The sequence below is a fragment of the Sphingomonas aerophila genome (assembly GCF_014199305.1).
Taxonomy (GTDB): Bacteria; Pseudomonadota; Alphaproteobacteria; order Sphingomonadales; family Sphingomonadaceae; genus Sphingomonas; species Sphingomonas aerophila.
Genome location: NZ_JACIJK010000010.1, coordinates 182,566 through 204,810, shown reverse-complemented (window position 1 = coordinate 204,810; position 22,245 = coordinate 182,566). Strand labels below are relative to the sequence as shown.

The following is a 22,245-nucleotide window of genomic DNA, read 5'->3' as shown; positions in this document are numbered from 1 at the left end:
GCTCATCCGTCAGCCAGTACAGGTCGCTCATCCACGCTCTCCTCACAGAGCCTGAATCAGATCGCGCCTCTCACATCAATGGGTCCTGACCCTAGGCTGCAGTGCCCCTGAGGGTAGCGCTCGATCGAAAACTGCCCACCAGCCACTCAGCGGCTCCGTCCGCTCTAATCTTACTAGTGGCGCATCAGCACATCTGAGCCTGTCGCCTCACGATCGACAGAGGGCCCCCTATAAGACGGGTTGACGGCTGCCCGGCTTCGTAATGGAGCCGTTCAGGCCGCAAGCCTGACAAGGTGGTGCCGCTGAAGCTGACGCGGCGGCGCGACTTCGGCGGCGCAGCTATTAACCACTGGGTCTTGACTGGGCCGAAGGCGACCCAGCTAGGACCCACGTGGGCCACCCAGCCGAAGACACTTCAGCGTAGGTTAGTCGCGCTTTCCTGGTTCATGCTGCTCTGGAAAGGTGGTGCCGCTTACAGGACTCGAACCTGTGACCCCCGCATTACGAATGCGATGCTCTACCAGCTGAGCTAAAGCGGCGCCGCCGGCGCAAGGGCCGGCTGGAGGGCGGCGCTTAACAGGTCGAATCGTGGCTGACAAGCGCGACTGAGCATAACGGGCCCAGCGGCTTTACGTCCCGTTTACCACATCAAATGCACAACCGCCCCTGAAGCCGGCAGCGTTGCCGGTTACAGGGGCTTGGACAACGGTCATGAACATCGCGCGCGGTTTCGAGGATGCGATCGACGGCGACGACCTGCAGCTGGCGCATGAAGCGGCGGATGCGGGCATTGAGGATGCCATGTTCGACCTGGGCGGGGACGAACGCCGCATGCACGTTCGGGCCTATAACCACTGGGTGTCGCTGCTGAAGGGGCGCGCCTACCCTGCCATTGCCGATCTTGATCCTGACAGCATCGTGGATTTCGGCGCGCACAGCGTGCTGCTCGATTTCTCGGCAGGAATCGAGGATCCCTCCATCGCGTATCTCGGCCGCGCGCTTCGCGAGGAATGCGGGCTGGCGCTCAACATCCACAAGATCGCGGACGTGCCCAGCCGCTCCCTGCTGTCGCGCCTCACCGACCATTATCTCCAGATCATCGCCAACTGTGCGCCCATCGGCTTTGAGGCGGAGTTCGTCGGCACGCGCGGGCGCACCACCCTGTATCGCGGCATCCTGATGCCATTCTCCTCTACCGGCGACACGATCGACTTCATTTATGGCGTGATCAACTGGAAGGAGACGGTGGACCTAGGCACCCAGGCGGGGCTCGATGCAGAGCTCGATGCGTCCGTGCGCGCGGGCCCCAAATCGACCAGCGACGCGCCGATCTGGGCCGATGGCCCCAGCGCCGGTTTCGATGAAGCAACGCTTGAAGCGCTTGCCGCACAGGCCGGTGTGGATGACGACGAGGACGATCGGGCCGCCCCCGGAGAGGCGCCGACGTCGCTCGTTGACCCGATGATGACCGGCTCGCTCGCGGACTGCCTGTCCATGGCACGGGAGAGCGCCGCGGCCGTCCGTGCCGCCGACACGCGCAGCCGCGCCGCGCTGTATCGGGCACTTGCCCGGGCGCACGATTTCGGCCTGTCTGCCGCCGCCGATCCCGAAGGGTTCGCCGAGCTTGCCGCCGATGCCGGCGTCACGATCCAGGCGCGCGCGCCCCTGACCCCGGTCGTGAAGCTGGTGTTCGGCGCCGATTACGACAAGACGCGTCTCACCGAGTTCGCGGCGGTTCTGTCCCATGCGCGCCGGCATGACATCGGCGCGGGCGGCCTCGGCGCGTTCCTCGACAGCTTTCCTGGCGGCATCAAGGGCGTGGTCGCCGCCGAGCGTGAGGCCAAGCGGCCGGCGCCCGCTGCCAAGCCGCCACGCCCCGCACGGGCACCGATCGCCCATGTCGCCTTTGACCTGCCGGGCGACACCGGCGAGACGGTGGTGCTGGTCGCTCGCATCGCAGCGGGCGGGGGTTTCGACCTGCTTGGCACCAGCCGCGATGCGTCGCTGGCCGACCGGGCGTTGCGCGCGATCGACTGACGAAGAAGGTAGCGGTCACAGTTTCGGCGGGGTTGAGCCGCCCTGCCGACGGGCGCATAGCCCCCGGCCATGACCGATCTCCAGACGCTTACCGTCCAGCTCGCCTTTCATCTGACAGAGGGCGCACTGCCCGGGGAATTGGGTGGGTTTGGCGACACCGAACAGGCCGCTGCTGCTCGATTCGTGGTGGAGGCCGCCCAGCACCGCACGCCGGGCACGCCGGCGATCGCGCTGGCGCCGCTCGCCGCCGAAGACGACGACCCGCGCCGCCGCATGCGGCTGGCTGTGGTCGGCGAGGACATGCCGTTTCTGGTCGACTCTGTCGCTGCGGCTCTCAGCACGCGCGACATGGTGGTGGACCGCATCATCCACCCGGTCGTCGCCGTCCGGCGTGACGCATCGGGCACGTTGCTGGCCGTCGGCGAAGGCGAGGCACGCGAATCGATCATCTACCTGGAGGTGGAGCGGGTCGATGCCCGCGACCGGCGCGGGCTGGTGGACGCACTGGCGACCGTATTGGCGGATGTGCGCGCCGCGGTAGGGGATTGGACCAGCCTGCGTCAGGCACTGGCGGCCGACGCGCAACAATTAAGCGACGAACAGGGCGGCGATAGCGAAGGCGTCGCGCTGTTGCAGTGGTTTGCCGACAGCCGGCTGACGTTGCTGGGCCATGATCAATGGCGCGAAGGCGACGGCACCCTCGCGGCGCTGGGCGTTGCGCGCGCCTCGCGCCCCGTACCCATCCTTGCCGAAGGGAGCCGCCAACTGGCGCTCGACCATTTCCGTCGGGGCGGCGAGGCACCGTTGCTGCTCAAATCCAACCTGATCTCTCCCGTCCACCGCGCGGTGCCGCTCGACCTGATCGTGCTGCCGGTGCGTGAAGGCGGCCAGGTGGTCGGCCTGTCCATCCATGCCGGCCTGTGGACCAGCGCGGCGCTGGCCGCCCCAGCAGCCGAGGTGCCGATGCTGAGGCGCCACCTGGCGGAGCTGCAGGCTAAGTTCGGCTTCGACCCGCGCGGTCATAATGGCAAGGCGCTGGCCCACGCCCTGTCCGCCCTGCCCCACGACCTAGCGGTTGCGTTCGTTCCCGATGCGCTGGAACAGCTCGTGCTGACCGCCATGTCGCTCGCCGACCGGCCCCGCCCGGCGCTCAGCACCGTTCGCTCCGCGCTCGGTCGGCATGTGTTCGCCTTTGTGTGGCTGCCGCGTGATGACCTGACCACCCAGCGCCGGGTCGCGATCGGCGAGATGCTGGCGGAGGCGGCTGGCGGCGCGGTGCTCAACTGGTCGATCGCGCTGGAGGACAGCGGCGTCGCCCTGCTCCGCTATACGTTGGATGTGCGCGGCATCAGCACGACGGTCGACGATAGCGCGCTGGAACGGCGCGTCGCGCGCATGGTGCGCGGGTGGGTGCCGGCCGTGGAGGCGGCGCTCGGCGAGACGATCGGAACGGCCCGCGCGGCGCGGCTCGCGCTGCGCTTCGCTGGCGCGTTTCCGCTGGGCTACCGCAATGCCCATTCCGCAGAGGAAGCCGCAGCGGACGCGATCCGCTTGTCCCGCCTCGACGGGCCGGACGCGCGCGACGTTCGCCTCGCGGAACTGGGCGGGCGCCCTCACCTGATGCTTTACCGCCAGGGTGGCGCGTTGGCGCTGTCGGACGCGGTGCCGGCGCTTGAGAACTTCGGATTTCGCGTGGTGGAGGAGCTGCCCACCCAGCTGTCGGACGAGACGCGCTCGGCCATCCACGACTTCCTGGTGGAACCCGGCGGTCAGCTGCCGACGGATCCCGCCGTGCTGGAGCAGGCCGTCGCCGCGGTGCTTGCCGGCCAGGCGGAAAACGACGGGTTCAACCGGCTGATTGTTGAAGCGGGGCTGCAACCGGGCGCAGTGGTGCTGCTGCGCGCCTGGTTCCGCTACCTTCGCCAGGCGGGACTGCCTTATGGTCTTGCAACCGTGGTCGACGCGCTACGCCGCGCGCCACGCGTAGCCGCCGCTCTGGTGCAGCGCTTCACGGCCGCGCATGGGCCGGACGGCGGTAATGTTGACGCGGCGGATGCGGCGATCACCGCCGGCCTCGACGCCGTGTCTGCGATCGATGACGACCGCATCCTGCGCGCGTATCGTTCCCTGGTGGAAGCGTGCCTGCGCACCAATGCCTTTGCGCCCGGCGGCGTGGAGGCGCTCGCCTTCAAGCTCGACAGCCACCGTATTCCCGGCCTGCCAGCGCCGTTGCCCTGGCGGGAAATCTGGGTCTACAGCCCGCGGGTGGAGGGCATCCATCTGCGCGCAGGCCCCGTCGCGCGTGGCGGCCTGCGCTGGTCGGACCGGCGCGACGATTTCCGAACGGAGATCCTGGGTCTGATGAAGGCGCAGCGGGTGAAAAACGCGGTCATCGTCCCGACCGGGGCCAAGGGCGGCTTCTACGCCAAGCAGCTACCCTCCCCCGCCAATCGCGACGCGTGGATGGCGGAAGGAACGGAGAGCTACCGCGTGTTCATCCGCGCATTGCTGTCGATCACCGACAACATCGTCGACGGTCAGGTGGTGCACCCGACCGGCGTGCGCGTCCTCGACGGCGAGGACCCGTATTTCGTCGTCGCCGCGGACAAGGGAACCGCGACCTTCTCCGACGTCGCCAACGCGCTGGCGCTGGAGCGCGGCTTCTGGCTGGGCGACGCCTTCGCGTCCGGGGGCAGCCAGGGATATGACCACAAGGCGATGGGCATCACGGCCAAGGGCGCCTGGGTGTCCGTCCAGCGCCACTTCGCCGAACAGGGCGTGGACGTACAAGCCGACCCGATCACCGTGGTCGGCTGCGGCGACATGTCGGGCGACGTATTCGGCAACGGCATGCTGCTCAGCCGCTCGATCAAGCTGGTCGCCGCCTTCGACCACCGCCACATCTTCCTTGATCCCGACCCCGATCCCGCCATCAGCTATGCGGAGCGCGAGCGGTTGTTCGCCCTGCCCCGCTCTTCCTGGGCCGATTGGTCGGCGCCGGTGTCGGCGGGCGGCGGCGTGCACAGCCGGGCGGCGAAGTCGATCAACGTCTCACCAGAAGCCGCAGCGGCGTTGGGCATCGACGCTGGCGAGATCGAGCCTGCTGCGCTGATCACGGCGATCCTGCGCGCACCCGCCGACCTGCTGTGGTTCGGCGGCATCGGCACCTATGTGAAGGCGCGCGCCGAGAACAACGCCGCCGTCGGTGATCCAGCCAACGATCGGCTGCGCGTCGATGCGGAGGATCTGCGCGTTCGTGCGATCGGTGAAGGCGCGAACCTGGGCGTCACGCAGGCGGCACGGATCGCGTTCGCCGCGCGCGGGGGGCGGATCAACACCGACTTCATCGACAATTCGGCGGGCGTCGATTGTTCGGACAATGAGGTGAACATCAAGATCGCGCTCAACCGCGAGATGGTCGAGGGCCGGCTTCCCGAGGCTGACCGCAACGCCCTGCTCGCGTCCATGACCGACGATGTCGCGCATCTGGTGCTGGAGGACAACCGCCTTCAGACGCTGGCGCTGTCCATCGCGGAACGTGGCGGCGCCCGCGCGATGCCGAGTTACGTGCGGCTGGTTGAAATGTTCGAAGCCGCGGGACGGCTTGACCGCCGCGTTGAAGGGCTGGCGGGCAATGAGGACCTGCTGCGCCGTGGGCAGGAGGGCGAAGGACTGACCCGACCCGAGCTCGCCGTGCTGCTCGCCACCGCCAAGCTCGCTTTGCAGGACGCGATCGAGGTAGCGGGGCTGGGCCGTGACGACGCCTTGCGGCCTGACCTGCACGCTGCCTTCCCCCACGCCATGCGCGAACGCTTTGCCCCGGCGATCGACAGCCATCGCCTGCGCGGTGAGATCGTGGCGACCAAGCTCGCCAACCGCATGGTGAACCGCCTGGGCGTCTTGCAGCCCTTTGAAGTTGCCGAAGAAGAAGGGGCTTCGATCGCCGACGTCGCGGCGATGTTCGTGGTGGCGGAGCAATTGTTCGACCTCCTGCCGCTCTGGGCGGAGGTGGAGGCCACCGCCATGCCCGAATCGGGCCGGCTTGCCCTGTTCGAGGAGATTGCTGCAGCGACCGGTTCGCACATTTCCGACCTGCTGCGCGCCACGCCGGCGGGAACCGCGCCGGGCGATGTCATTGCGCGCTTGCGGCCCGGCATCGCGCAACTTGCCGGGCGCACTGACGAGCTGCTCCTCGATGAGGCGCGCAGCCATTCCGCCCGGATCGAGGCGTCGCTGGTCGCAGTCGGCGCGCCGGCATCGTTGGCCCGGCGTGTGGCCCGGTTGTTCGAAATGGACGGCGCGATCGGCCTCGCCGATCTTGGCCAGCGCTTGGGCGAGGACGAGGCTGTGCTGACCCGCGCCTTTACCCGGCTCGGCCAGGCACTGGGCCTCGACTGGGCGCAGGGTACCGCCGCGCGGATCAGCTCGGGCGATCCGTGGGAGCGGCTGCTGCTTGCGGGGTTGTCGCGCGACTTCCAGCAGCTCCGGCTCGACTTTCTCGGCCGGCGAGCCGCTGGCGATCCCGGCGCGGCGGTGGAAGCATGGCTTGCGGAACAGGCAGGGCGCGTCGCCCAGTTCCGCGGGCTGGTCGCACGGGCGCGCACCGCGGCACAGCCGGGTGCAGCGATGCTGGCGCAGATTGCGGGCCAGGCACGGGTGCTGCTCGCCCGCTGACGCGCGCGATGGGCCAGCCAGCCGACGGCGGGAGTGCCGTCGGCCGACCCTGGCTTAACCTTCGCCGGCCGATGCGCCGATCCCGTTCAGCTCGGCCACCGCATCGGCCGGGAGCACGAGGGTTGCGGCCGCGAGGTTCTCCGTCAGGTGCGCAACTGACGAGGTCCCCGGGATCAGCAGGATGTTGGGCGAGCGCTGAAGCAGCCAGGCGAGAGCGACCTGCATCGGTGTCGCGTCCAGCCGCCGCGCGACCTGCGAGAGCGTGTCGGATTGCAGCGGGCTGAAGCCGCCCAGAGGAAAGAACGGCACATAGGCGATGCCATCGGCCGCCAGCGCGTCGATCAGATCATCATCTTCCCGATGGGCAAGGTTGTACTGGTTCTGCACGCAGACGATCGGGGCGATGCCGCGCGCCTCCTCCACCTGCCCGGCGGTCGCGTTGCTGATGCCGAGATGACCGATCAGGCCCTCGCTTTGCATTGCCGCCATGGCCTCGAAGCTCTTGGCGATCGAATGGTGGCCCCTTCCGTGATGGCCGGGATGGACCCGGAAATTGACCACTTCCATCCGGTCGAGGCCAAGGTTGCGCAGATTGTCCTTCACGGCTGCGCGAAGCTGGTCAGGCTCCTGCGCCGGGTTCCATGACGCGTCATCACCACGCTCCGCGCCGACCTTTGTGACGATCACCAGATCTTCGGGATAAGGCGACAGCGCTTCTCGGATCAGCTGGTTGGTGACATGGGGGCCGTAGAAGTCGCTGGTGTCGATATGATCGACGCCGGCCTCGACCGCCGCGCGCAGAACCGCAAGCGCGGCATCAGGGTCGCGGGGCGGCCCAAACACGCCAGGCCCGGCAAGTTGCATGGCACCATAGCCCAGCCGCCGGACCCGCCGGTCACCCATGGAATACACGCCCGTGAATTCGATCGATTGCATTGTCGCCTCCATTTCACGACCCCGATCTAGGACGCTTACATTACACTGATTAGCCGGCATGATCGGGACAGCCTGTGCAGGAAACCGAACAATGCCCGCTGATCTGGTCGACCTGAACGCCTTCGTCGCCGTGGCACGGGCACGCGGTTTCCGCGATGCCGCCCGCATCACGGGGGCAAGCGCATCCACGCTGAGCGAGGCGGTACGGCGGCTGGAGACGCAACTCGGCCTCCGCCTGCTCCACCGTACCACACGCAGCGTCACGCCGACGGAGGCTGGCGCGCTGTTGCTGGAGCGGGTTCAGCCTGCGCTGGGCGAAGTGGAAGCCGCGCTGGACATGGTCAACGGCTTGCGCGACCGGCCAACCGGCACGTTGCGGCTGAACGTGCCGGTCAGCGCCGCCCGCTTGGTGCTGCCCGCGATCCTGCCCGGCTTTCTGGAGGCCTATCCAGAGATAAAGGTCGAGATCGAGGCGGAGGACAGCTTCGTCGATGTGCTGGCGAGCGGAAGCGACGCAGGCATCCGCTATGACGAACGATTGGAGCAGGACATGATCGCGGTTCCCATCGGGCCGCGGGTTCAGCGCTTCGCGACCGCCGCGGCGCCGGCCTATCTCGATCGCCATGGCCGCCCGACGCACCCGCGCGACCTGATTGGCCATGCATGCATCCTCGGCCGGTTCGCCAGCGGCGCCCTGACCAGCCCCTGGCAGTTCGAACAGGCGGGCGAGATCGTCCGGGTCGAGCCGAGTAGCCGGTTGATCGTTCGGGTGGGCGGCGCCACGGACCTGGCGGTGGACAGCGCCGTCGCAGGCAGCGGGATCATCCACCTGTTCGAGGATTGGCTCCGCCCCCATCTCGACAGCGGCGCTCTCGAAGCGGTGCTTGAGGGGTGGTGGCAACCCTTTTCCGGACCGTTCCTCTACTATTCCGGACGCCGCCTGCTCCCGCCGCCGCTTCGCGCCTTTGTTGATTACGTCAGGACGGCGCGTCACCCATCGGCAACCTGACCGGGACCCAAGCCAGCACCGCCGCGTTCAGCCGTCCCGTATCGACTTTCCGAATAGAGGTTACCTCCATGGCTATCCCGCAATCGCCCGTTTGGTTCATCACCGGGTGTTCGACCGGGTTCGGGCGCGACCTGGCGCGGCTGGTACTGGACCGGGGCTGGCGCGCGGTGGTGACCGCGCGGGGACGGGACCGGGTGGCCGATCTTGTCGAGGGGAACGCCAACGCGCTCGCGCTCGACCTGGACGTCAATGACGAAGCGCAGATCGCGGCTGCCGTGTCCGCCACGCACGAAAGGTTCGGACGGATCGACGTGCTCGTCAACAATGCCGGCTATGGCTACCAGGCGACCGCCGAAGAGGGCGTCGAGGCAGAAATCCGCGCCCAGTTCGACACGAACGTCTTTGGCCTGTTCGCGTTGACCCGGGCCGTCCTGCCCGTCATGCGGGCGCAGCGTAGCGGCAACATCGTCAACTTCACCTCCGTCGCCGGGCTCGTCGGGTTTCCAGGGTCGGGCTATTATGCCGCATCCAAGCATGCGGTGGAGGGCTGGTCGGATTCGTTGCTGGCCGAGGTGGCGCCGCTGGGTATCGCGGTGACCTGTGTTGAGCCGGGGCCGTTCCGCACCGATTGGGCGGGCCGGTCGCTTCGTCAAACGCCGAGCTCGATTGCCGATTACGCCAACACCGCGGCTTCCCGGATGGAGGGAACAAAGGCGATCAGCGGCACGCAGGCGGGCGATCCCGTCCGGGCAGGCGAAGCGATCATCGCGGCTGTGGAGCGGGACAGTCCGCCACGGCACCTGGTTCTGGGCCGCTTCGGCTTCGATGCGGTCACCGGCAAGCTCCGGGAGCGGCTACAGGCGATCGAAGAGGACCGGGCGACGAGCCTGGGCGCCGACTTTCCGGAACAGGACCAGCCGAGCAGCTGAGGCCGCTGCCGCCCTCAAAACGCGCTCGGCTCTCCGCCACGTGCCGCGTACTCGCGCAACAGGGCCAGCGTCTCGGGCCGCAGGAGCGGCTTGGCCTGGGGCACGTTGTCGATGAACAGCGCCCGCGGTGCGGCCTGCGTCAGGGCTGGCCACTCCGGCAGGCCGGCGCCGTTGGGGTCCCCGCGCGTGATGAAGTTCAGCCAGTAACTGGAAACGACGGCGGACAGGTTGCTGTCCGCAGTGGTGACCGGCCGTTCCGGCGAGGCAGCGAGCGTCCCGAACACGTACGGTATCTCTGACGAATGGAACGCCTTCCAGCGGCTTGCATCCGGGCCGGGCAGGACGTGCGTGAACAGATAGGCATAGACCGGCGAGCGTGCTGTGGCCGCACGCCGCCCGGCCCAGATGTCGATCGCCCCCAAGCCCCGATCGCGCCGGACCTGCTCATTGGCCACTGCGCGCTCGCTTTCGGTAGAGGACGGATACAAGGCAGCGGCCCTGCCCGCCAGCGGGCCAAAGCTGGTACGCAGCAGATCGCTCAGCTTCGCCGGATCCGCTGAGCCATAATCCTCGCCGAGCGCGCTCCCCTCGTCGGCGTTGAGCCCGACCAGCATGGGTACGTCGCTGGCCGCCCGCCAGGGTCCCGCCGGCAACAGGCGACCGTCGGCCACGGGCACGAAGCGCACAGCATTTGCGCCCTGACTTGGTTGCAGCGCTTCGGCGGGCATGGCGCGAAGGGCCGCAAGCGACGCCGCGCCCTTTTCCTTGGCAAAGGCGACTCCTTGCGCTTCGGCCTGGTCCAAGGGCGTAAGCGCGCGTGGCAAGCCGCTTTCCCCGATCGCCCGATGGAACAGACCCTTCGCGGCGGGAGAGGCGACCAGTTCGTGCACCGCCATCGCGCCCGCGGATTGGCCCGCGATCGTGACCGCACCCGGATCGCCGCCGAAACTGGCGATGTTCGCCTTCACCCAGCGTAGCGCGGCGACAATGTCCATCAGGCCGAAGTTCGCCGGCGGGTTGCCACCCGCTTCACCCGTCAGTTCGGGATGCGACAGGAAACCGAACACGCCAACACGATAGTTGATCGTAACCACCACCGCGCCGCGCGCGGCAAGCGCCGCGCCGTCATAGATCGGGATCGCGCCAGACCCGGAATTGAAGCCGCCGCCGTGAATCCAGACCAGCACCGGTCGCGGCCCGGCGCGTTTCACCGGGGTCCAGACGTTGAGGAACAGACAATCCTCGCTGATGTCGCCGGCAACCACATACTCATGCGTCCATGGGCCAAAGCCCTTTGGCGACACCGCCTGCCAACAGCTATGGCCAAAGCGCGTCGCGGGCCTGACGCCCGTCCATCGCGGCGCCGGCACTGGCGCGCGCCAGCGGTCGGGGCCGACCGGCGGCCTGACGTAAGGGATGCCGCGGAAAACCGCCACGCCGCCTTCCTGTACGCCTTCCACCAGCCCGGACCTGGTCACGGCGCGCGGTGCGGCCTCGACCGGCACCGTGGTGGCCAGGAAAAGACAGCACGCCGCCCGCCTCGCCCTAACCGCCTTCATATCCTCTCCCGTTCAGTGCCCGTGGGTTATGCGCGCACCATGGCACCGCACGCGCCGGTGGCAAGCTGGCTTGTCGGTCGCCTCAGGCCCAGCCGGCGGCGTATACCCCCCGCTCGAAGTCGGAGAGCAAGGTCGGGATCACGGCCGGCCATGACACCGGCGCCATCAGGACGGCTGTCAACTCGCGGGCCGGGTCGTTGAACCAATAGGTCGAGAACGCACCTCTCCAGCCATATTGTCCGGGGGCGCCGAGCCAGGGTCGATCAGCGGCATTGTCGGTCACGAACACACCCAGCCCGAAGCCGCGATCGCGCCAATAGTCGGTGCCGAAAAAGGGCACCGCGCGCTGTGCGGGGGTGAGGAAATTCGTGGTCATCAGCCCGACGGAAGCGCGCGACAACAGGCTATCGCCACTTCCCTGCCCCGCCGCCAGCAACATGGCGCCGAACCGCGCATAATCGTCGATGGTCGCGATCAGGCCGCCGCCGCCCGACGGGTGGGCGGGAGGACGGTTCCAATAGCCACCGCGACCCGGGTCGAGCTTCGTATGCTTGCCGGTAAGCCAGCCCACCGAATAGGTGGGGCCGAGCCGATCAATCGAGTCCTCGCCCGCCCAGAAACTGGTGTCGTCCATGCCGAGTGGCGCGAACAGTCGCTCCCGCAGAAGCTCAGGCAAGCGAACTTTGGTGACGCGTTCGATCAAGGCGCCCAGCACGTCGCTCGCCAGCCCCATCAGGAAACGCTCGCCTGGCTCGTGCAGCAGCGGCAAGGCGGCAAGTTCCGCTATCCAGGCGTCCGTGGGAATGTCGGCGCGCTGTGACGAGGCGCCGACCAGCTTCACCGCCGCACGGCCGATAGGCCCCTGCGGCAGTGTGTGACAGGGCAACCCGGCACGATGGGTCAGCAAATCCAGCACGGTCATGGCGCGCCGTGCGGGCCGGGTGTCATCCAGCGGGCCATCGGGCGCGTTCAGCACCCGCAGGGACGCGAACTCGGGAAGCCAGCGATCGACTGGATCCGTAAGCCGCAGCCGCCCGTCTTCCACGAGCATCAACGTCAGGGCCGACACGATCGTCTTTGTCATGGACCCGAGCCGCCACAGGGCATCGCGGCGCAGCGGTGGCGCGTCGCCGAAATCGCGCTGGCCCAGGACGTCACAATGAACCTCCTCGCCCGCCCGCAGCACCAGTGTGGCCAGGCCCGGAACATCGCCGCGGTCGACATAGCCCTGCATGTCAGCCGAAAGCTGCAGGGCCACGGGGTCCGTCATGCCGGACGCGACAGCCAGGCCGACACAAGCGCCGGCTGCATCGCCAGGGCGGCACCAGGGTTGCCGATCACCTCAAGAGTGCCGTCGCGTGCCGCGATGCTGGGATCGATCTGACCGGCCAGCAGTGCATCAAGGTTCGCTTTCGTGATGCGCAGGGTGCAATCGGCATCGTCGTCCAAGTTACTGGCCCCGTCGCCGCTCGCGAAGATGACGCCTTCGCCCTTCAGATCGAGCTTGAGCGACTGTCCGTGAACAGGCTGACGGCGTAGCGCCTGATCCAGCCGATGGGTCAACTCTTCAATCGTAGCCATCAGGCCCCCTTCCACTTCGAACCGATCTGTTATCCATTTACCGGTTCCACATAGACTGTCCCTAAAGCAGCCGGCAATTCGCATTGATCGTCGGGTTTGGGGAGGAAAGATGAAGGATCCATTTCGGGGCAAGGCCTTGTGGCTGAGCCTGGGGCTGGTGTCCGGCGGATTGCACGCGCAAGAGCTGTCGCCCGCCCCCGAACAGGGCGACGTGGTGGTCACGGCACAAGGGCGGCCCCAGGACAAGCGCGACGTCCCGCTGACCATCACGAGCTATGATCAGCAAACGCTCCGCTCGCTCGGAGTCAACGACTTGCGCGACCTGTCCGCGTTCGTGCCGGGACTGACGGTCGAGTCCCAATATCCGACCACGCCGTACATCGTCATTCGGGGAATCAGCACGAATACGCCCGACCCGACGTCGGAGCCGCGCATTTCGGTGTTCGTGGACGGGGTATCCGCGTCGCGGCCGCAAGTGGCACTTGGCGAACTGTTCGACATTGCGCGGGTGGAGGTGATCAAGGGACCCCAGTCGACGCTGTTCGGTCGAAGTGCGCTGACCGGCGCGATCAGCATCGTGCAGAACAAGGCCGACCCGTCGCGCGGCGACTGGTCCGTTCGCGGGACGTCGGGAACGTTGGGCGAGCGCCGGCTGGAGAGCATGATCAACGTGCCCGTCAGCAGCGGGGTTGCCGTCCGCTTCGCATCCGTGTTGCGGAACACCGACGGTTATGTCGTCAACCTTGCGGACGGTAGCCGCCTGAACGGCAACCAGGTGGCCGCGGTTCGCGGTTCGGTCCACGCAGAAAGTACCGGCGGCGCAACACTGGACCTGATCGGCTCGGCTCAGCACGACCGCTTTGACGGCCTGTCGTACAAGTCGGGACAATTCTATCCCGTGAACCCCTCCACCGGCGCCCGGGTAGGCGACCTTTCGCCCTTTTCTCCCGCCTATCTGACGGTCAGTTCCGGGTTTCCGACCGGCGGCATGGGTGGATTTCGATCCACTCGCGGCGCTACGCTTCTCGCGCATGTGCCGCTCGCGTCGCGACTCAGCCTGGGCGGCACCCTTGCCTGGAGCCGCTTTCGCTCCCGTTTTGCCGGCGACTTCGACGGAACCGCGCTTGGCATCATCAGCACCGGTGAGGACAGCCGCAACCGCCAGCGTAGCGGCGAGGCCCGGCTGACCTGGACTCCGCTCGACCCGCTGCGCCTGGTGCTCGGCGGCAACATCGCACACGAACGCGCCTCACAATATGTGCCCATCGTCATCAACGAACGTGAGGTGCTGGCGCTGCAAACCGGGGTGATGAGGCGCACCAATCCGATTCTTGCGGCAGAAGCCACCTACAACAGCGCCGCACTCATCGCCCGGCAGCTCGCCGGCTTGCTTGGCACGGCGGGTTTGACCTTGCCGGCCAATCAACTGGCGGCGCTCGCGGGCAACGTATCGACCGGCCATCGCGAGGATCTGACCCGAACCAGCGACGCCCATTATTACGACATCTTCTGGAACGGCACGCTGGACGTGTCCCCGGCCCTTCAGGTCGAGGGGGGAATTTGGCGCAGCGGGCCGACGCCTTCCTGCCGCCGCTGCCTTATCAGGCATCGCAGGCTGGCTATGCACGGGCCAATCTGCGGCTCGGGGTGTCGCCGGATCGCGGCCCCTGGTCGCTGGAGCTGTTCGTCGCCAATCTGACGAACACCCGTTACGTCCGCGACCTTGGACAAGGCAGCCTGTCCTTCGGCCTGCCAAGCTATGTCGCCGCGCCCCCGCGCACCTTTGGCGCGACCTATACCTTGAGGAACATGCCCGGTGCCTGACCTGTCCAACTGGATCGATGTCCGCCCCGTCCCGCTGGACCATCACGGTCCTGCCGACCGGCCGTTCCTGCCGCTGCCACATGACCTGTCCGACCAACTCGGGCTGCGACCGATCGAGCGTATCGCCTCACTTTATCCTGACAAGATCGCGATCGATGATGGCCGGCTGCAGCTGACCTATGCCGAGGTGATGGACCGCGCTTACGGCCTAGCCGCCCGGATCGACGCCTCCGTGCCGCCGGGCGGCGTGGTTGCCTCCCTGATCGGGACCAGCGCTGCGGCACCGATCGTGGTCATGGCCTGCGTCGCGTCGGCGCGAACGCTTGTTCCGATCGACGCCGGCCATCCGGTTGATCGCCAGCGCGCCCTTTTTAACGAGAGTGGCGCACAGGCCCTGTTGGTGGAAACCGGCGCTGCCATCGACGACAGCTTCGTTCACGCGGCGCTGCCCCGCCTGGTCGTGAACCCGTCCGAAGCCACCGGCGTTCCGCGCTTTGCGGCGCCGATCGATCCGGAGGCGCCGATGCTTGTCATCTTCACCTCCGGCAGCACCGGCCGTCCAAAGGGCATTGCCTTTCCCTATCGCACCGTTCGGGCGATGGCGCAGTTCGTGGACATGTTCCACGTCAACGCCGACGACGTGATCCTTGGCATCGCCTCGCTCAGCACGGGTGGTTCCCGCGACGTGTTCAGCGCGCTGACGACGGGCGCGACCATCCGCCTGCTTGATATCAAGCGCGCCGGCTTTGCAGAAGCGCTCCGCGTCCTCGGCAGCGGCATCACCCTGCTCAGCTTCGTGCCCACCGCCTTGCGCATGGTGATGAACATTCCGGGCATCGAGAACGCCTTCAGAACGCTGCGTGCCCTCGACCTCCATGGCGAAGGCATCCTTGCCAGCGACATTGAACTGTTCCGGCAAAAGCTGCCGGCCGATTGCAGGATCAGCATCACCTTTGGCGCGACCGAGACCGGCCTGATCTTTTCCTGGTTCGTCGATGAAGCGCTGGTCGACGGCGCGATATGTCCTGCGGGCTATCTCATCCCGGGCAAGCAGGTCGCGATCGTTGCCGACGACGGCTCGTTCGCCTTGCCGGGCGACCCGGGCGAGTTGATCGTCAGGGGCGCCATGCCACTTGGCGGGTGGCAGGCGGGCAAGCTCACCCATGGCAGCTACCTTCAGGACACGGACGGGTCAGGCGGCAAGATCTATCGCACGGGCGACCTGGTGCGGCACCGACCCGATGGGCTGTTCGAGCATCTCGGTCGCCGTGATCGCCGGGTGAAGATACGCGGGCTGTGGGCCGAACTGAGCGAGATCGAGGCGGCGTTAATGACGATGCCCGGCGTGGCGGAAGCCGTGACGGTGGTCCGTCAGGTTGCGAACGACGCAGATGAAATCGTCGCCTTTGTCGTCGCGGAGCCGGGCGGCGCCGTGCCCGAGGAGCCCGCGATGCGCAGCACCATTGCGGATGCGACCGCCGAGCACATGGTCCCGGCAGAGTTCAGGGTGCTCGACCAGATGCCCCGCCTTGCCAACTTCAAGGCCGATCTGGTGCGCCTTGCCGCCATGCTCGACGGCTGAGGCGGCAGGCCTACGGGTTCGCCGGGGCGGCCCGGCCGTCAGGCAGGCACGCCGGACCTGCTTAGGGCCGACGCCAGTGCCGGGTGCAGCACGACCATGGCAGCAGGCCCGAACAGGTCGAGGTGACTGGTCGGCACGGCGACCTGCTGCGCGTTCGGGCATAGGGAGGCCCATTGCGCCGTGTCGTAGTGGTCGGCCGCTTCGTCGCTGATCGCCACCAGCGTGGCGCCGTCCCATGGCCGTGGCTTCCAGCGGCGCAGCGCCGTCCAGCGCAGGCGGCCGATCAGGCGGAGCCGGCGCCAGTGTAGCGTGTCCGCAGCCAATTGCTCCCGCACAGCAAACAGCCGCTTTCTCGCGCTCTCCATCGCGCCGACGATCAACAGCGCCGCGAACTGGATGCGGTCGGCGAGCACTGCCGGTGGAACCCGTCCGCCCCGCGCCAATGACACGATCCGCAACGGCGGGCGAGCAGGCAGCGAGAGGTCACGGCGGAACGGCTTCTTCGGATCGATGCGCAGGAACGGATCCAGCAGGATCAACAGCGCGACGTCGCGTCCGCGTGTGCGCAAGTCGTGGGCGGCCTCCAGCGCCACAATGCCGCCCATGCTGTACCCCGCGATAACAAGCGGGCCACCCGGCTGGCGGGCGACAATGGCGTCGGCAATATTCTCTGCCGTGGCCGGTATGTCGCGGAGGACGGCCGCGTCGGTCTCGATGTCGGGCATCTCGACCAGGTCATACGCGGCGAGGTCGGCTGTTGCCCGCCGAAACGCCGCCAGGGCGGGTTCGTCGCCCAGCAGGCCCGGGATCAGCATAATCCGGGCCTGTTGCCCGCCAACTTCGGCCGGCTGCGATACCAGATGGCGCGCAAAGTCGCGCGGGCTGGCGTCGGGGTGCAGCAGGTCGAGCGGTATGCTTCGACCAAGCTCGGCCTCGAGGCGCAACATGAACTGCAGGCTTTTCAGGGAGTCCATGCCGGTTTCCTGCCAGGGCCTGTCCGTATCGAACGCCAGCCGCGGCGCGACCTGTTTCCAGACCCGGGCAATGGTGGCCAGAACGGCATCGGCGGACGATCCGGCTGCCTCGATGGCGTCGCCCACTCCGCTCTGCATTGCTCCCCGCCCATCTTCTAACGCTGCCATGGTCGCAGACTAGCACCAGGCTGTTGACGAAACGTGCCAGCTCGGCTGCGCCAGGCTGCGGTCTTCACTGGCCTGGCTTTCGACCTTGTGACTGGCGTTGCGCACGCAAGCCGGTCGGGCGCAGTCTGACTAGCTGGCAGGATCGTACATGAACTGGCGAAGCTCCTGCGAGCAGCGGCAGGCAACAGCGATCTTCCGGGCCCATTCCTCGGCCTCCTGCCGGGTTGGTAGTTCCAGGACAGTGAACCCGCCGTTCAACTTGCCGCCCGGGTAGAGGTCGCGCGTCACTGATCCATTCGCCGCCACCAGCACCGGATCGACGCTTTCATCGATGCCGCCGCCGAACACATACACACCGGCTGCCTTTGCCTGCTCGATCACGGCACGCGACTCCACGCCGGCCCGCGCGAGCTCTTCATTGCTCAGCTGCATGGCCTCGCTCGGAAAGGAGATGAGGTACTTGGTCATGCTCCGCCAATCTCCTGGCCCGTTACCCTAACTGGACGTGGCAATCACGTTGTCGTCGGAGTTGCGGTCGATGCGGACGTTGTAGGGGTCCACCCCGGCAAAGGCTGGCTTGCTGGCGGTGACCAGCGTCAGCACCTGCTCGCCCGAACGGATCGGCACGCGGGTGAGCGTGAGCACGTCCTTCCTTGCGAAGCTGCCGCGGCCCGGCATCGCGGCGAATGCCCCGATCTCGGCCGTTTCGGTCATCGGCGCTTCCTTCTCAATCCCCTTCCCGTCCGCATACAGCTTCTTGGCATCGACGGTCAGGCGCGTCTGCCACTTGCCGTCCGGTCGACGCGACACGACTGCCGCGCGCGTCTTGATGTCGTACAGGGTGATCCGCTCAAACAGGTCGGTGATCAGCGCGTTTTCGGCCGGGGTCGCTCCGCGCCGGAACTCGGCGATCAGGTCGAGGCTTCTCGGGAAAGGCGGCCCCTTGAACCGGAACTTGGCATCGTAGCGCTTCAGGGCCGCATCGACGCGCGCTTCCCCCAGCTCGTCCTTCAACCGGTACATGGCAAGGCTGCCCTTGCGATAATGAATGTATTGCTGGTTCTCGACACGAGCGAGGGGAAGCTCCTCGATCACCTCGCCACCGCGACTGCGAAGATACCGGTCGAGCTCGAACTTCAGGAAGCGCCGGATCTGATCGCGGCCGTACAGATGCTCCATGACCATCAGCGCGCTGTATTGCGCCAGGGTCTCGATCCCCATGGTAGCGCCCTGGTTATCGGAGGTGATGACCTGATGGGCCCACCATTGGTGGCCTAACTCGTGCGCGGCGACGTAGCTGACATAGTCGATCTTGTCCTTGTTCGACAGGTCCGCGATGAAACCGATACCTTCGGAATAGGGCATGGTCCCGGCAAAGGCTTGCGCGAACTGGGCATAGTCGGGGAATTCGACAATACGTGCCTGGCGGAACTGGTACGGGCCAAAGGCCGGCTGGTAGAGGTCAAGCCCATGCGCGAAGGCTGAAAGCATACGGTCGACGTTCGCGCCGTGCTGCGGATCATAATAGACGGCCAGATCGATGCCGTCGTGGTTCAGGTGCTTCTCCCGATAGCGGGCTGACTGGACCGAGTAGAAGTTCAGGATCGGCGCGGTCGTCACGAAACGCGCAACCCGCCGAGCGCCTTCCGTTCGGTCGAACACCTTGTCGCCAGGCGCGATCGGAGTCTGGTCCGCATCGGTGGAAACGGTGATGTCCGTTCTCACCCAATCTACATGGAAGGCGCTGAAGCGGGTACCGTTCAGGTCTTCGAGTTTAGGTGGGCGCAGCTCGGACGGCAGGCCGTACTTACGGCGCTTGGAACGGTCCTGAAGCAGTTCCTGCCTGTCCATGCCGATCACGGGGGCAAATTCGCCGTTGTTGACGAACGTGCCATTGGCGACAACGCGGGTGTCGTTGCCGCTGTTCGCGAAGCCGCGCTGGCGCCGCTCGGTACGGAAGGCGAGCGTGGTAGTGCCGCCGGGCGCCAGCGGGCTGGCAAGATGGTAGATACGGTACTGAAACCGCGGAAATGCGCGCTGGACGGTCGCGCCCGGGATGCTGACCGCCACCAGCTTAGTGCGGCGGTCGCCCAGCCTGACATGGATCGCGTCCAGCGGTTGGCCGGTCCGATTAACCAACGTCATTTCGCCTTGCGCGCTTAGCCCGGGTTGATCGGGGTGCAGGTTAACGGCCACTCGAACCGCCTCGACCGAGGGCTGCGGCACCTTTTCAAAGGGGAGCAGCGCCTTTTCGTAATCGGCCATGAACTGCTCATCACCGACTGGGGTGCGATATTCATTCCAGACGTGGGTGTTGGTGTAGATCCAGGCGCCGGTGATGGCGAACACGACCAGGGCGACCGCCCCGATAGCGCCCGCGCTGCTCGCCAGGCGGCTAGGGAGGCGACGAAGGCGGGGCGCCAGCCGCGTCTCCGTCCCGCGACGCCATAGCGCGTGCGCGAGGACCAGAAGAATGACCGCGAACGCCGACCAGTAAAGGCGCAGCCACCATGCGCCGATCCAGAAGCTGCCCTGCCCGTTCATGTCGGACAGCGGCACCTCTGGCCCGGAGGCATAGTTGTAGAGGACGTCACCAAAGCCGAGGTTCCGGGCCGTGGTGCGCACGATGATGTAGAGCACCATCACGCCCCAGCCGACGAACTTGTGCGGCGACAGCGCTTGCACGAACACGGCCAGCACGGCGAGCAAGGTGAAATCGACCGTTTGGGGAAGCACGTACCAGATCAGGTACTTGCCCGGTTCAAGGTTCGTGTAGCCGTGGAACAGCTGCATCAGCATTGCGCCGAGGACGCTGACGATCAGGGTGGAAAACAACACCAGCGTGACCGCCAGCGCCTTGGGAAGCACGAAGGCCCAGTCGGGAATCGCGCTCGCATCGATAAGCTCGTGCGTCTTGCGGTCGCGCTCGCGCCAGACAAGCTCGCCAGCATAATAGATCGCGATTATGACCGGGATGATGCTGAACGACCCTTCGACCAGGCGGATCACGATCCGGGTCACCGGAAGAACGGGCGTGCCGAAAATCTCGCCAAGGTCGATCAGCGCCGCAACGGTGTTGAACAACCCCAGCGCGAGGAGAACGGCATAGGCCGGACTCTTGAACACCTGGCCCATCTCGAGCCGGGTGCGAACGGCGAGTTGGGCAAGCGCGGTCTGGCGGTCATAGCGCGGTGCGGGTAGCGGACCAACGGCCCGCACATGTTCGGGCGCCTCCGCACCCTCGGCCAGCTTCTCGGCCTTGCGGGCCTTTTTTGACGGCTTGGTCGCAAAGCGGAATGTTGCAAAGGCGAGCGCCAGCGACAGCGCCGACAGGCAAAGCGACAGAAGGCGGTTCCACAGCACCAGCCCGGTCAGCGGGACCGTCAGCATGTTGCGGTCGGCAGCGGTCCAGTACTTCGTGAGGTAGCTTGTCGCGCCAAGGCCGAGCGGCTCGCCATAGGCACCCCACAGCTCATAGGCGGGATTGCGGTCGAGCACGACGCTTGCCACCGTGAACAGGATCAGGAACCCGACCACGCCGACATAGGTGGCCATCATCGACCGCGTGATCGTCGCCAACGCGAAGAACAGCGCGGAGGTGAGAAGGATGTTCGGCAGCGCGAGCCATAGATACGCAGACAGGTAGTAGCCAGGGTGGTTCGGCCCCAGCGTCTCGGGATCGACCCAGGGCATGTGGCTACCGAGCCAAACCCCGAGCGGTACCGCCGCAAAGCCGAGAGCGGCTGCCAGGAACGCTCCGCCAAAGCGGCCGAACAGATAGGCGCCCTTTGTAACGCGGGTCGACCGGATAATCGGCCCGAAGCCCGTGTCGTCGTCGCGCACGATAACGTTGGCGACAAAGGCCGTCGACACGAACATGTAGAACAGCGTCAGGATCTGCATCATCTGCGCGATCGCGAACGGCGCGTTCTTGTGGACGTTACCGCCCGATCCGATCTGGATCTGGTCCACTGTTGTCGCGCCGAACGCGAGCAGGAAGAAGATCACGACGGCAACCCAGAAAACCGGGTTGCGCATCTGATAGCGCCACTCGAAGCCGAGAATGCCTGCGAACACGCGCGCCTCCCCGCTCAGGCTGCGCGACGCGAGGCGTCGAGCGTCGAGAAGTAAACATCCTCCAGCCCGCCCTGGACCGGCGAGAAGCCGTCGCCCGGGTCGTTGTCAGACTGCACGTGGATGATCGTCCGCCCGGCGAACAGACGCGTGGAAATGACGCGATAGCGTTCGCGATGAGCGTCCAGTTCGTCGCGGGATATGGTTTTCTGCCAGACATGCCCGCGGGTCGCTGCGATGAGTTCGAGCGGCGCACCTTCAAGCAGGATGCGCCCGCCCGCGAGCACCGCCATGCGCGGGCAAAGGTCGGCCACGTCCTCGACGATGTGGGTCGACAGGATCACAACAACATCGTTGCCAATCTCACCCAACAGGTTGAGGAAGCGGCTGCGCTCCTCCGGATCAAGGCCGGCGGTGGGTTCGTCGACGATGATCAGCTTGGGATTGCCGATCAGCGCCTGTGCGATGCCGAACCGCTGCCGCATGCCGCCGGAAAAGCCGGCGAGCGCCTTTTTGCGGACGCTCCAAAGGTTGACCTGGTTTAGCAGGCCTTCAACGGTCTCCTTGCGCTCGGGCCGGCCGGCGATCCCTTTCAGCACCGCCATATGGTCGAGCATGTCATAGGCCGATACGCGCGGGTACACGCCAAAGTCCTGGGGCAAGTAGCCGAGCGTGCGGCGAAGCAGTTCCGGTGACTGGATCACATCGATGTTGTCGAACGTGATCTTCCCTGACGTCGGCGTCTGCAGGGTGGCAACCGTGCGCATAAGGGTCGACTTGCCGGCGCCATTGGGACCGAGCAGTCCGAACATGCCGACCGGTATCGCCAGGTCTACTCCGTCAAGCGCCCGCGTTCCGTTGGGATACAGATGTGTGAGCTTCTCGATCTGCAGCATGG

At 66.6% G+C, this 22,245-nt stretch carries 15 protein-coding genes and 1 tRNA gene; 7 read left to right on the top strand and 9 right to left on the bottom strand.

Annotation, left to right across the window (positions count from 1 at the left end; translation table 11 throughout):
• Nucleotides 1-463: 463 nt before the first annotated feature.
• Nucleotides 464-539 (bottom strand) — tRNA-Thr (locus FHS94_RS16000).
• Nucleotides 540-711: 172 nt separating this feature from the next.
• Between FHS94_RS16000 and FHS94_RS15995 the strand changes: the two genes are divergently transcribed.
• Together FHS94_RS15995 and FHS94_RS15990 are read left to right on the top strand one after the other, a co-directional pair.
• Entirely contained in the window at nucleotides 712-2,037 is a 1,326-nt protein-coding gene (locus FHS94_RS15995) for a PAS domain-containing protein (protein WP_184059689.1), read from the top strand.
• Nucleotides 2,038-2,106: 69 nt separating this feature from the next.
• The gene (locus tag FHS94_RS15990) at nucleotides 2,107-6,711 is read left to right on the top strand and encodes an NAD-glutamate dehydrogenase (RefSeq protein WP_184059687.1); all 4,605 of its coding nucleotides are present in this window, start codon (nucleotides 2,107-2,109) and stop codon (nucleotides 6,709-6,711) included.
• Nucleotides 6,712-6,765: 54 nt separating this feature from the next.
• Here the strand turns inward: FHS94_RS15990 and FHS94_RS15985 are convergent, their stop codons facing one another.
• Nucleotides 6,766-7,647, bottom strand: a complete 882-nt coding sequence (locus FHS94_RS15985; RefSeq protein WP_184059685.1) for an aldo/keto reductase family oxidoreductase — start codon at nucleotides 7,645-7,647, stop codon at nucleotides 6,766-6,768.
• A gap of 91 nt (nucleotides 7,648-7,738) precedes the next feature.
• Between FHS94_RS15985 and FHS94_RS15980 the strand changes: the two genes are divergently transcribed.
• Entirely contained in the window at nucleotides 7,739-8,656 is a 918-nt protein-coding gene (locus FHS94_RS15980) for a LysR substrate-binding domain-containing protein (RefSeq protein WP_184059683.1), read from the top strand.
• 68 nt (nucleotides 8,657-8,724) lie between these two features.
• The gene (locus tag FHS94_RS15975) at nucleotides 8,725-9,585 is read left to right on the top strand and encodes an oxidoreductase (RefSeq protein ID WP_184059681.1); all 861 of its coding nucleotides are present in this window, start codon (nucleotides 8,725-8,727) and stop codon (nucleotides 9,583-9,585) included.
• A 14-nt stretch (nucleotides 9,586-9,599) separates the two neighbouring features.
• On the opposite strand, the gene FHS94_RS15970 is transcribed toward FHS94_RS15975, so the two are convergent.
• From FHS94_RS15970 to FHS94_RS15960, 3 genes are all read right to left on the bottom strand, one after another.
• On the bottom strand, nucleotides 9,600-11,144 hold the full coding sequence (locus tag FHS94_RS15970; protein WP_184059679.1) for a carboxylesterase/lipase family protein: 1,545 nt from the start codon (nucleotides 11,142-11,144) through the stop codon (nucleotides 9,600-9,602).
• A gap of 82 nt (nucleotides 11,145-11,226) precedes the next feature.
• Complete coding sequence (locus FHS94_RS15965; RefSeq protein WP_184059678.1) at nucleotides 11,227-12,414, bottom strand: serine hydrolase domain-containing protein; 1,188 nt, start codon at nucleotides 12,412-12,414, stop codon at nucleotides 11,227-11,229.
• On the bottom strand, nucleotides 12,411-12,725 hold the full coding sequence (locus FHS94_RS15960; protein ID WP_184059676.1) for an SCP2 sterol-binding domain-containing protein: 315 nt from the start codon (nucleotides 12,723-12,725) through the stop codon (nucleotides 12,411-12,413). The genes FHS94_RS15965 and FHS94_RS15960 overlap by 4 nt, the downstream gene beginning before the upstream one ends.
• 109 nt (nucleotides 12,726-12,834) lie before the next feature.
• Here FHS94_RS15960 and FHS94_RS15955 point away from each other — a divergent pair, with 109 nt between their 5' ends.
• Genes FHS94_RS15955 through FHS94_RS15945 form a run of 3 tightly spaced genes read left to right on the top strand, consistent with a single transcriptional unit; the run spans nucleotide 12,835 to nucleotide 16,131 of the window.
• A complete protein-coding gene (locus tag FHS94_RS15955) occupies nucleotides 12,835-14,424 on the top strand; it encodes a TonB-dependent receptor (RefSeq protein WP_184059674.1) in 1,590 nt (529 codons plus the stop codon).
• Entirely contained in the window at nucleotides 14,373-14,549 is a 177-nt protein-coding gene (locus FHS94_RS15950) for a hypothetical protein (protein WP_184059730.1), read from the top strand. Before FHS94_RS15955 ends, FHS94_RS15950 begins: the two co-directional genes overlap by 52 nt.
• Nucleotides 14,542-16,131, top strand: coding sequence for an AMP-binding protein (locus tag FHS94_RS15945; RefSeq protein ID WP_184059672.1), 1,590 nt, complete (start codon nucleotides 14,542-14,544; stop codon nucleotides 16,129-16,131). The genes FHS94_RS15950 and FHS94_RS15945 overlap by 8 nt, the downstream gene beginning before the upstream one ends.
• Nucleotides 16,132-16,169: 38 nt before the next feature.
• Here the strand turns inward: FHS94_RS15945 and FHS94_RS15940 are convergent, their stop codons facing one another.
• The 4 genes from FHS94_RS15940 to FHS94_RS15925 all read right to left on the bottom strand — a co-directional run bounded on the left by FHS94_RS15940 (nucleotide 16,170) and on the right by FHS94_RS15925 (nucleotide 22,243).
• Complete coding sequence (locus tag FHS94_RS15940; protein WP_184059670.1) at nucleotides 16,170-17,243, bottom strand: alpha/beta fold hydrolase; 1,074 nt, start codon at nucleotides 17,241-17,243, stop codon at nucleotides 16,170-16,172.
• Between the two features lie 159 nt (nucleotides 17,244-17,402).
• Nucleotides 17,403-17,741 carry a YciI family protein gene (locus FHS94_RS15935; RefSeq protein ID WP_184059668.1) on the bottom strand — a complete coding sequence of 113 codons (339 nt, stop codon included), beginning with the start codon at nucleotides 17,739-17,741 and terminating at the stop codon, nucleotides 17,403-17,405.
• A 27-nt stretch (nucleotides 17,742-17,768) separates the two neighbouring features.
• Nucleotides 17,769-21,350 (bottom strand): M1 family aminopeptidase, encoded by a 3,582-nt coding sequence (locus FHS94_RS15930; RefSeq protein WP_184059666.1) that lies wholly within the window; start codon nucleotides 21,348-21,350, stop codon nucleotides 17,769-17,771.
• 14 nt (nucleotides 21,351-21,364) lie between these two features.
• Nucleotides 21,365-22,243 carry an ABC transporter ATP-binding protein gene (locus FHS94_RS15925; protein WP_184059664.1) on the bottom strand — a complete coding sequence of 293 codons (879 nt, stop codon included), beginning with the start codon at nucleotides 22,241-22,243 and terminating at the stop codon, nucleotides 21,365-21,367.
• Nucleotides 22,244-22,245: the final 2 nt, after the last annotated feature.

Bases quoted from the DNA above. Each gene is read 5' to 3' on its own strand.
- FHS94_RS15995 (WP_184059689.1), top strand. From the start codon at position 712: ATGAACATCGCGCGCGGTTTCGAGGATGCGATCGACGGCGACGACCTG.
- FHS94_RS15990 (WP_184059687.1), top strand. From the start codon at position 2,107: ATGACCGATCTCCAGACGCTTACCGTCCAGCTCGCCTTTCATCTGACA.
- FHS94_RS15985 (WP_184059685.1), bottom strand. From the start codon at position 7,647: ATGCAATCGATCGAATTCACGGGCGTGTATTCCATGGGTGACCGGCGG.
- FHS94_RS15980 (WP_184059683.1), top strand. From the start codon at position 7,739: ATGCCCGCTGATCTGGTCGACCTGAACGCCTTCGTCGCCGTGGCACGG.
- FHS94_RS15975 (WP_184059681.1), top strand. From the start codon at position 8,725: ATGGCTATCCCGCAATCGCCCGTTTGGTTCATCACCGGGTGTTCGACC.
- FHS94_RS15970 (WP_184059679.1), bottom strand. From the start codon at position 11,144: ATGAAGGCGGTTAGGGCGAGGCGGGCGGCGTGCTGTCTTTTCCTGGCC.
- FHS94_RS15965 (WP_184059678.1), bottom strand. From the start codon at position 12,414: ATGACGGACCCCGTGGCCCTGCAGCTTTCGGCTGACATGCAGGGCTAT.
- FHS94_RS15960 (WP_184059676.1), bottom strand. From the start codon at position 12,725: ATGGCTACGATTGAAGAGTTGACCCATCGGCTGGATCAGGCGCTACGC.
- FHS94_RS15955 (WP_184059674.1), top strand. From the start codon at position 12,835: ATGAAGGATCCATTTCGGGGCAAGGCCTTGTGGCTGAGCCTGGGGCTG.
- FHS94_RS15940 (WP_184059670.1), bottom strand. From the start codon at position 17,243: ATGCAGAGCGGAGTGGGCGACGCCATCGAGGCAGCCGGATCGTCCGCC.
- FHS94_RS15935 (WP_184059668.1), bottom strand. From the start codon at position 17,741: ATGACCAAGTACCTCATCTCCTTTCCGAGCGAGGCCATGCAGCTGAGC.
- FHS94_RS15925 (WP_184059664.1), bottom strand. From the start codon at position 22,243: ATGCTGCAGATCGAGAAGCTCACACATCTGTATCCCAACGGAACGCGG.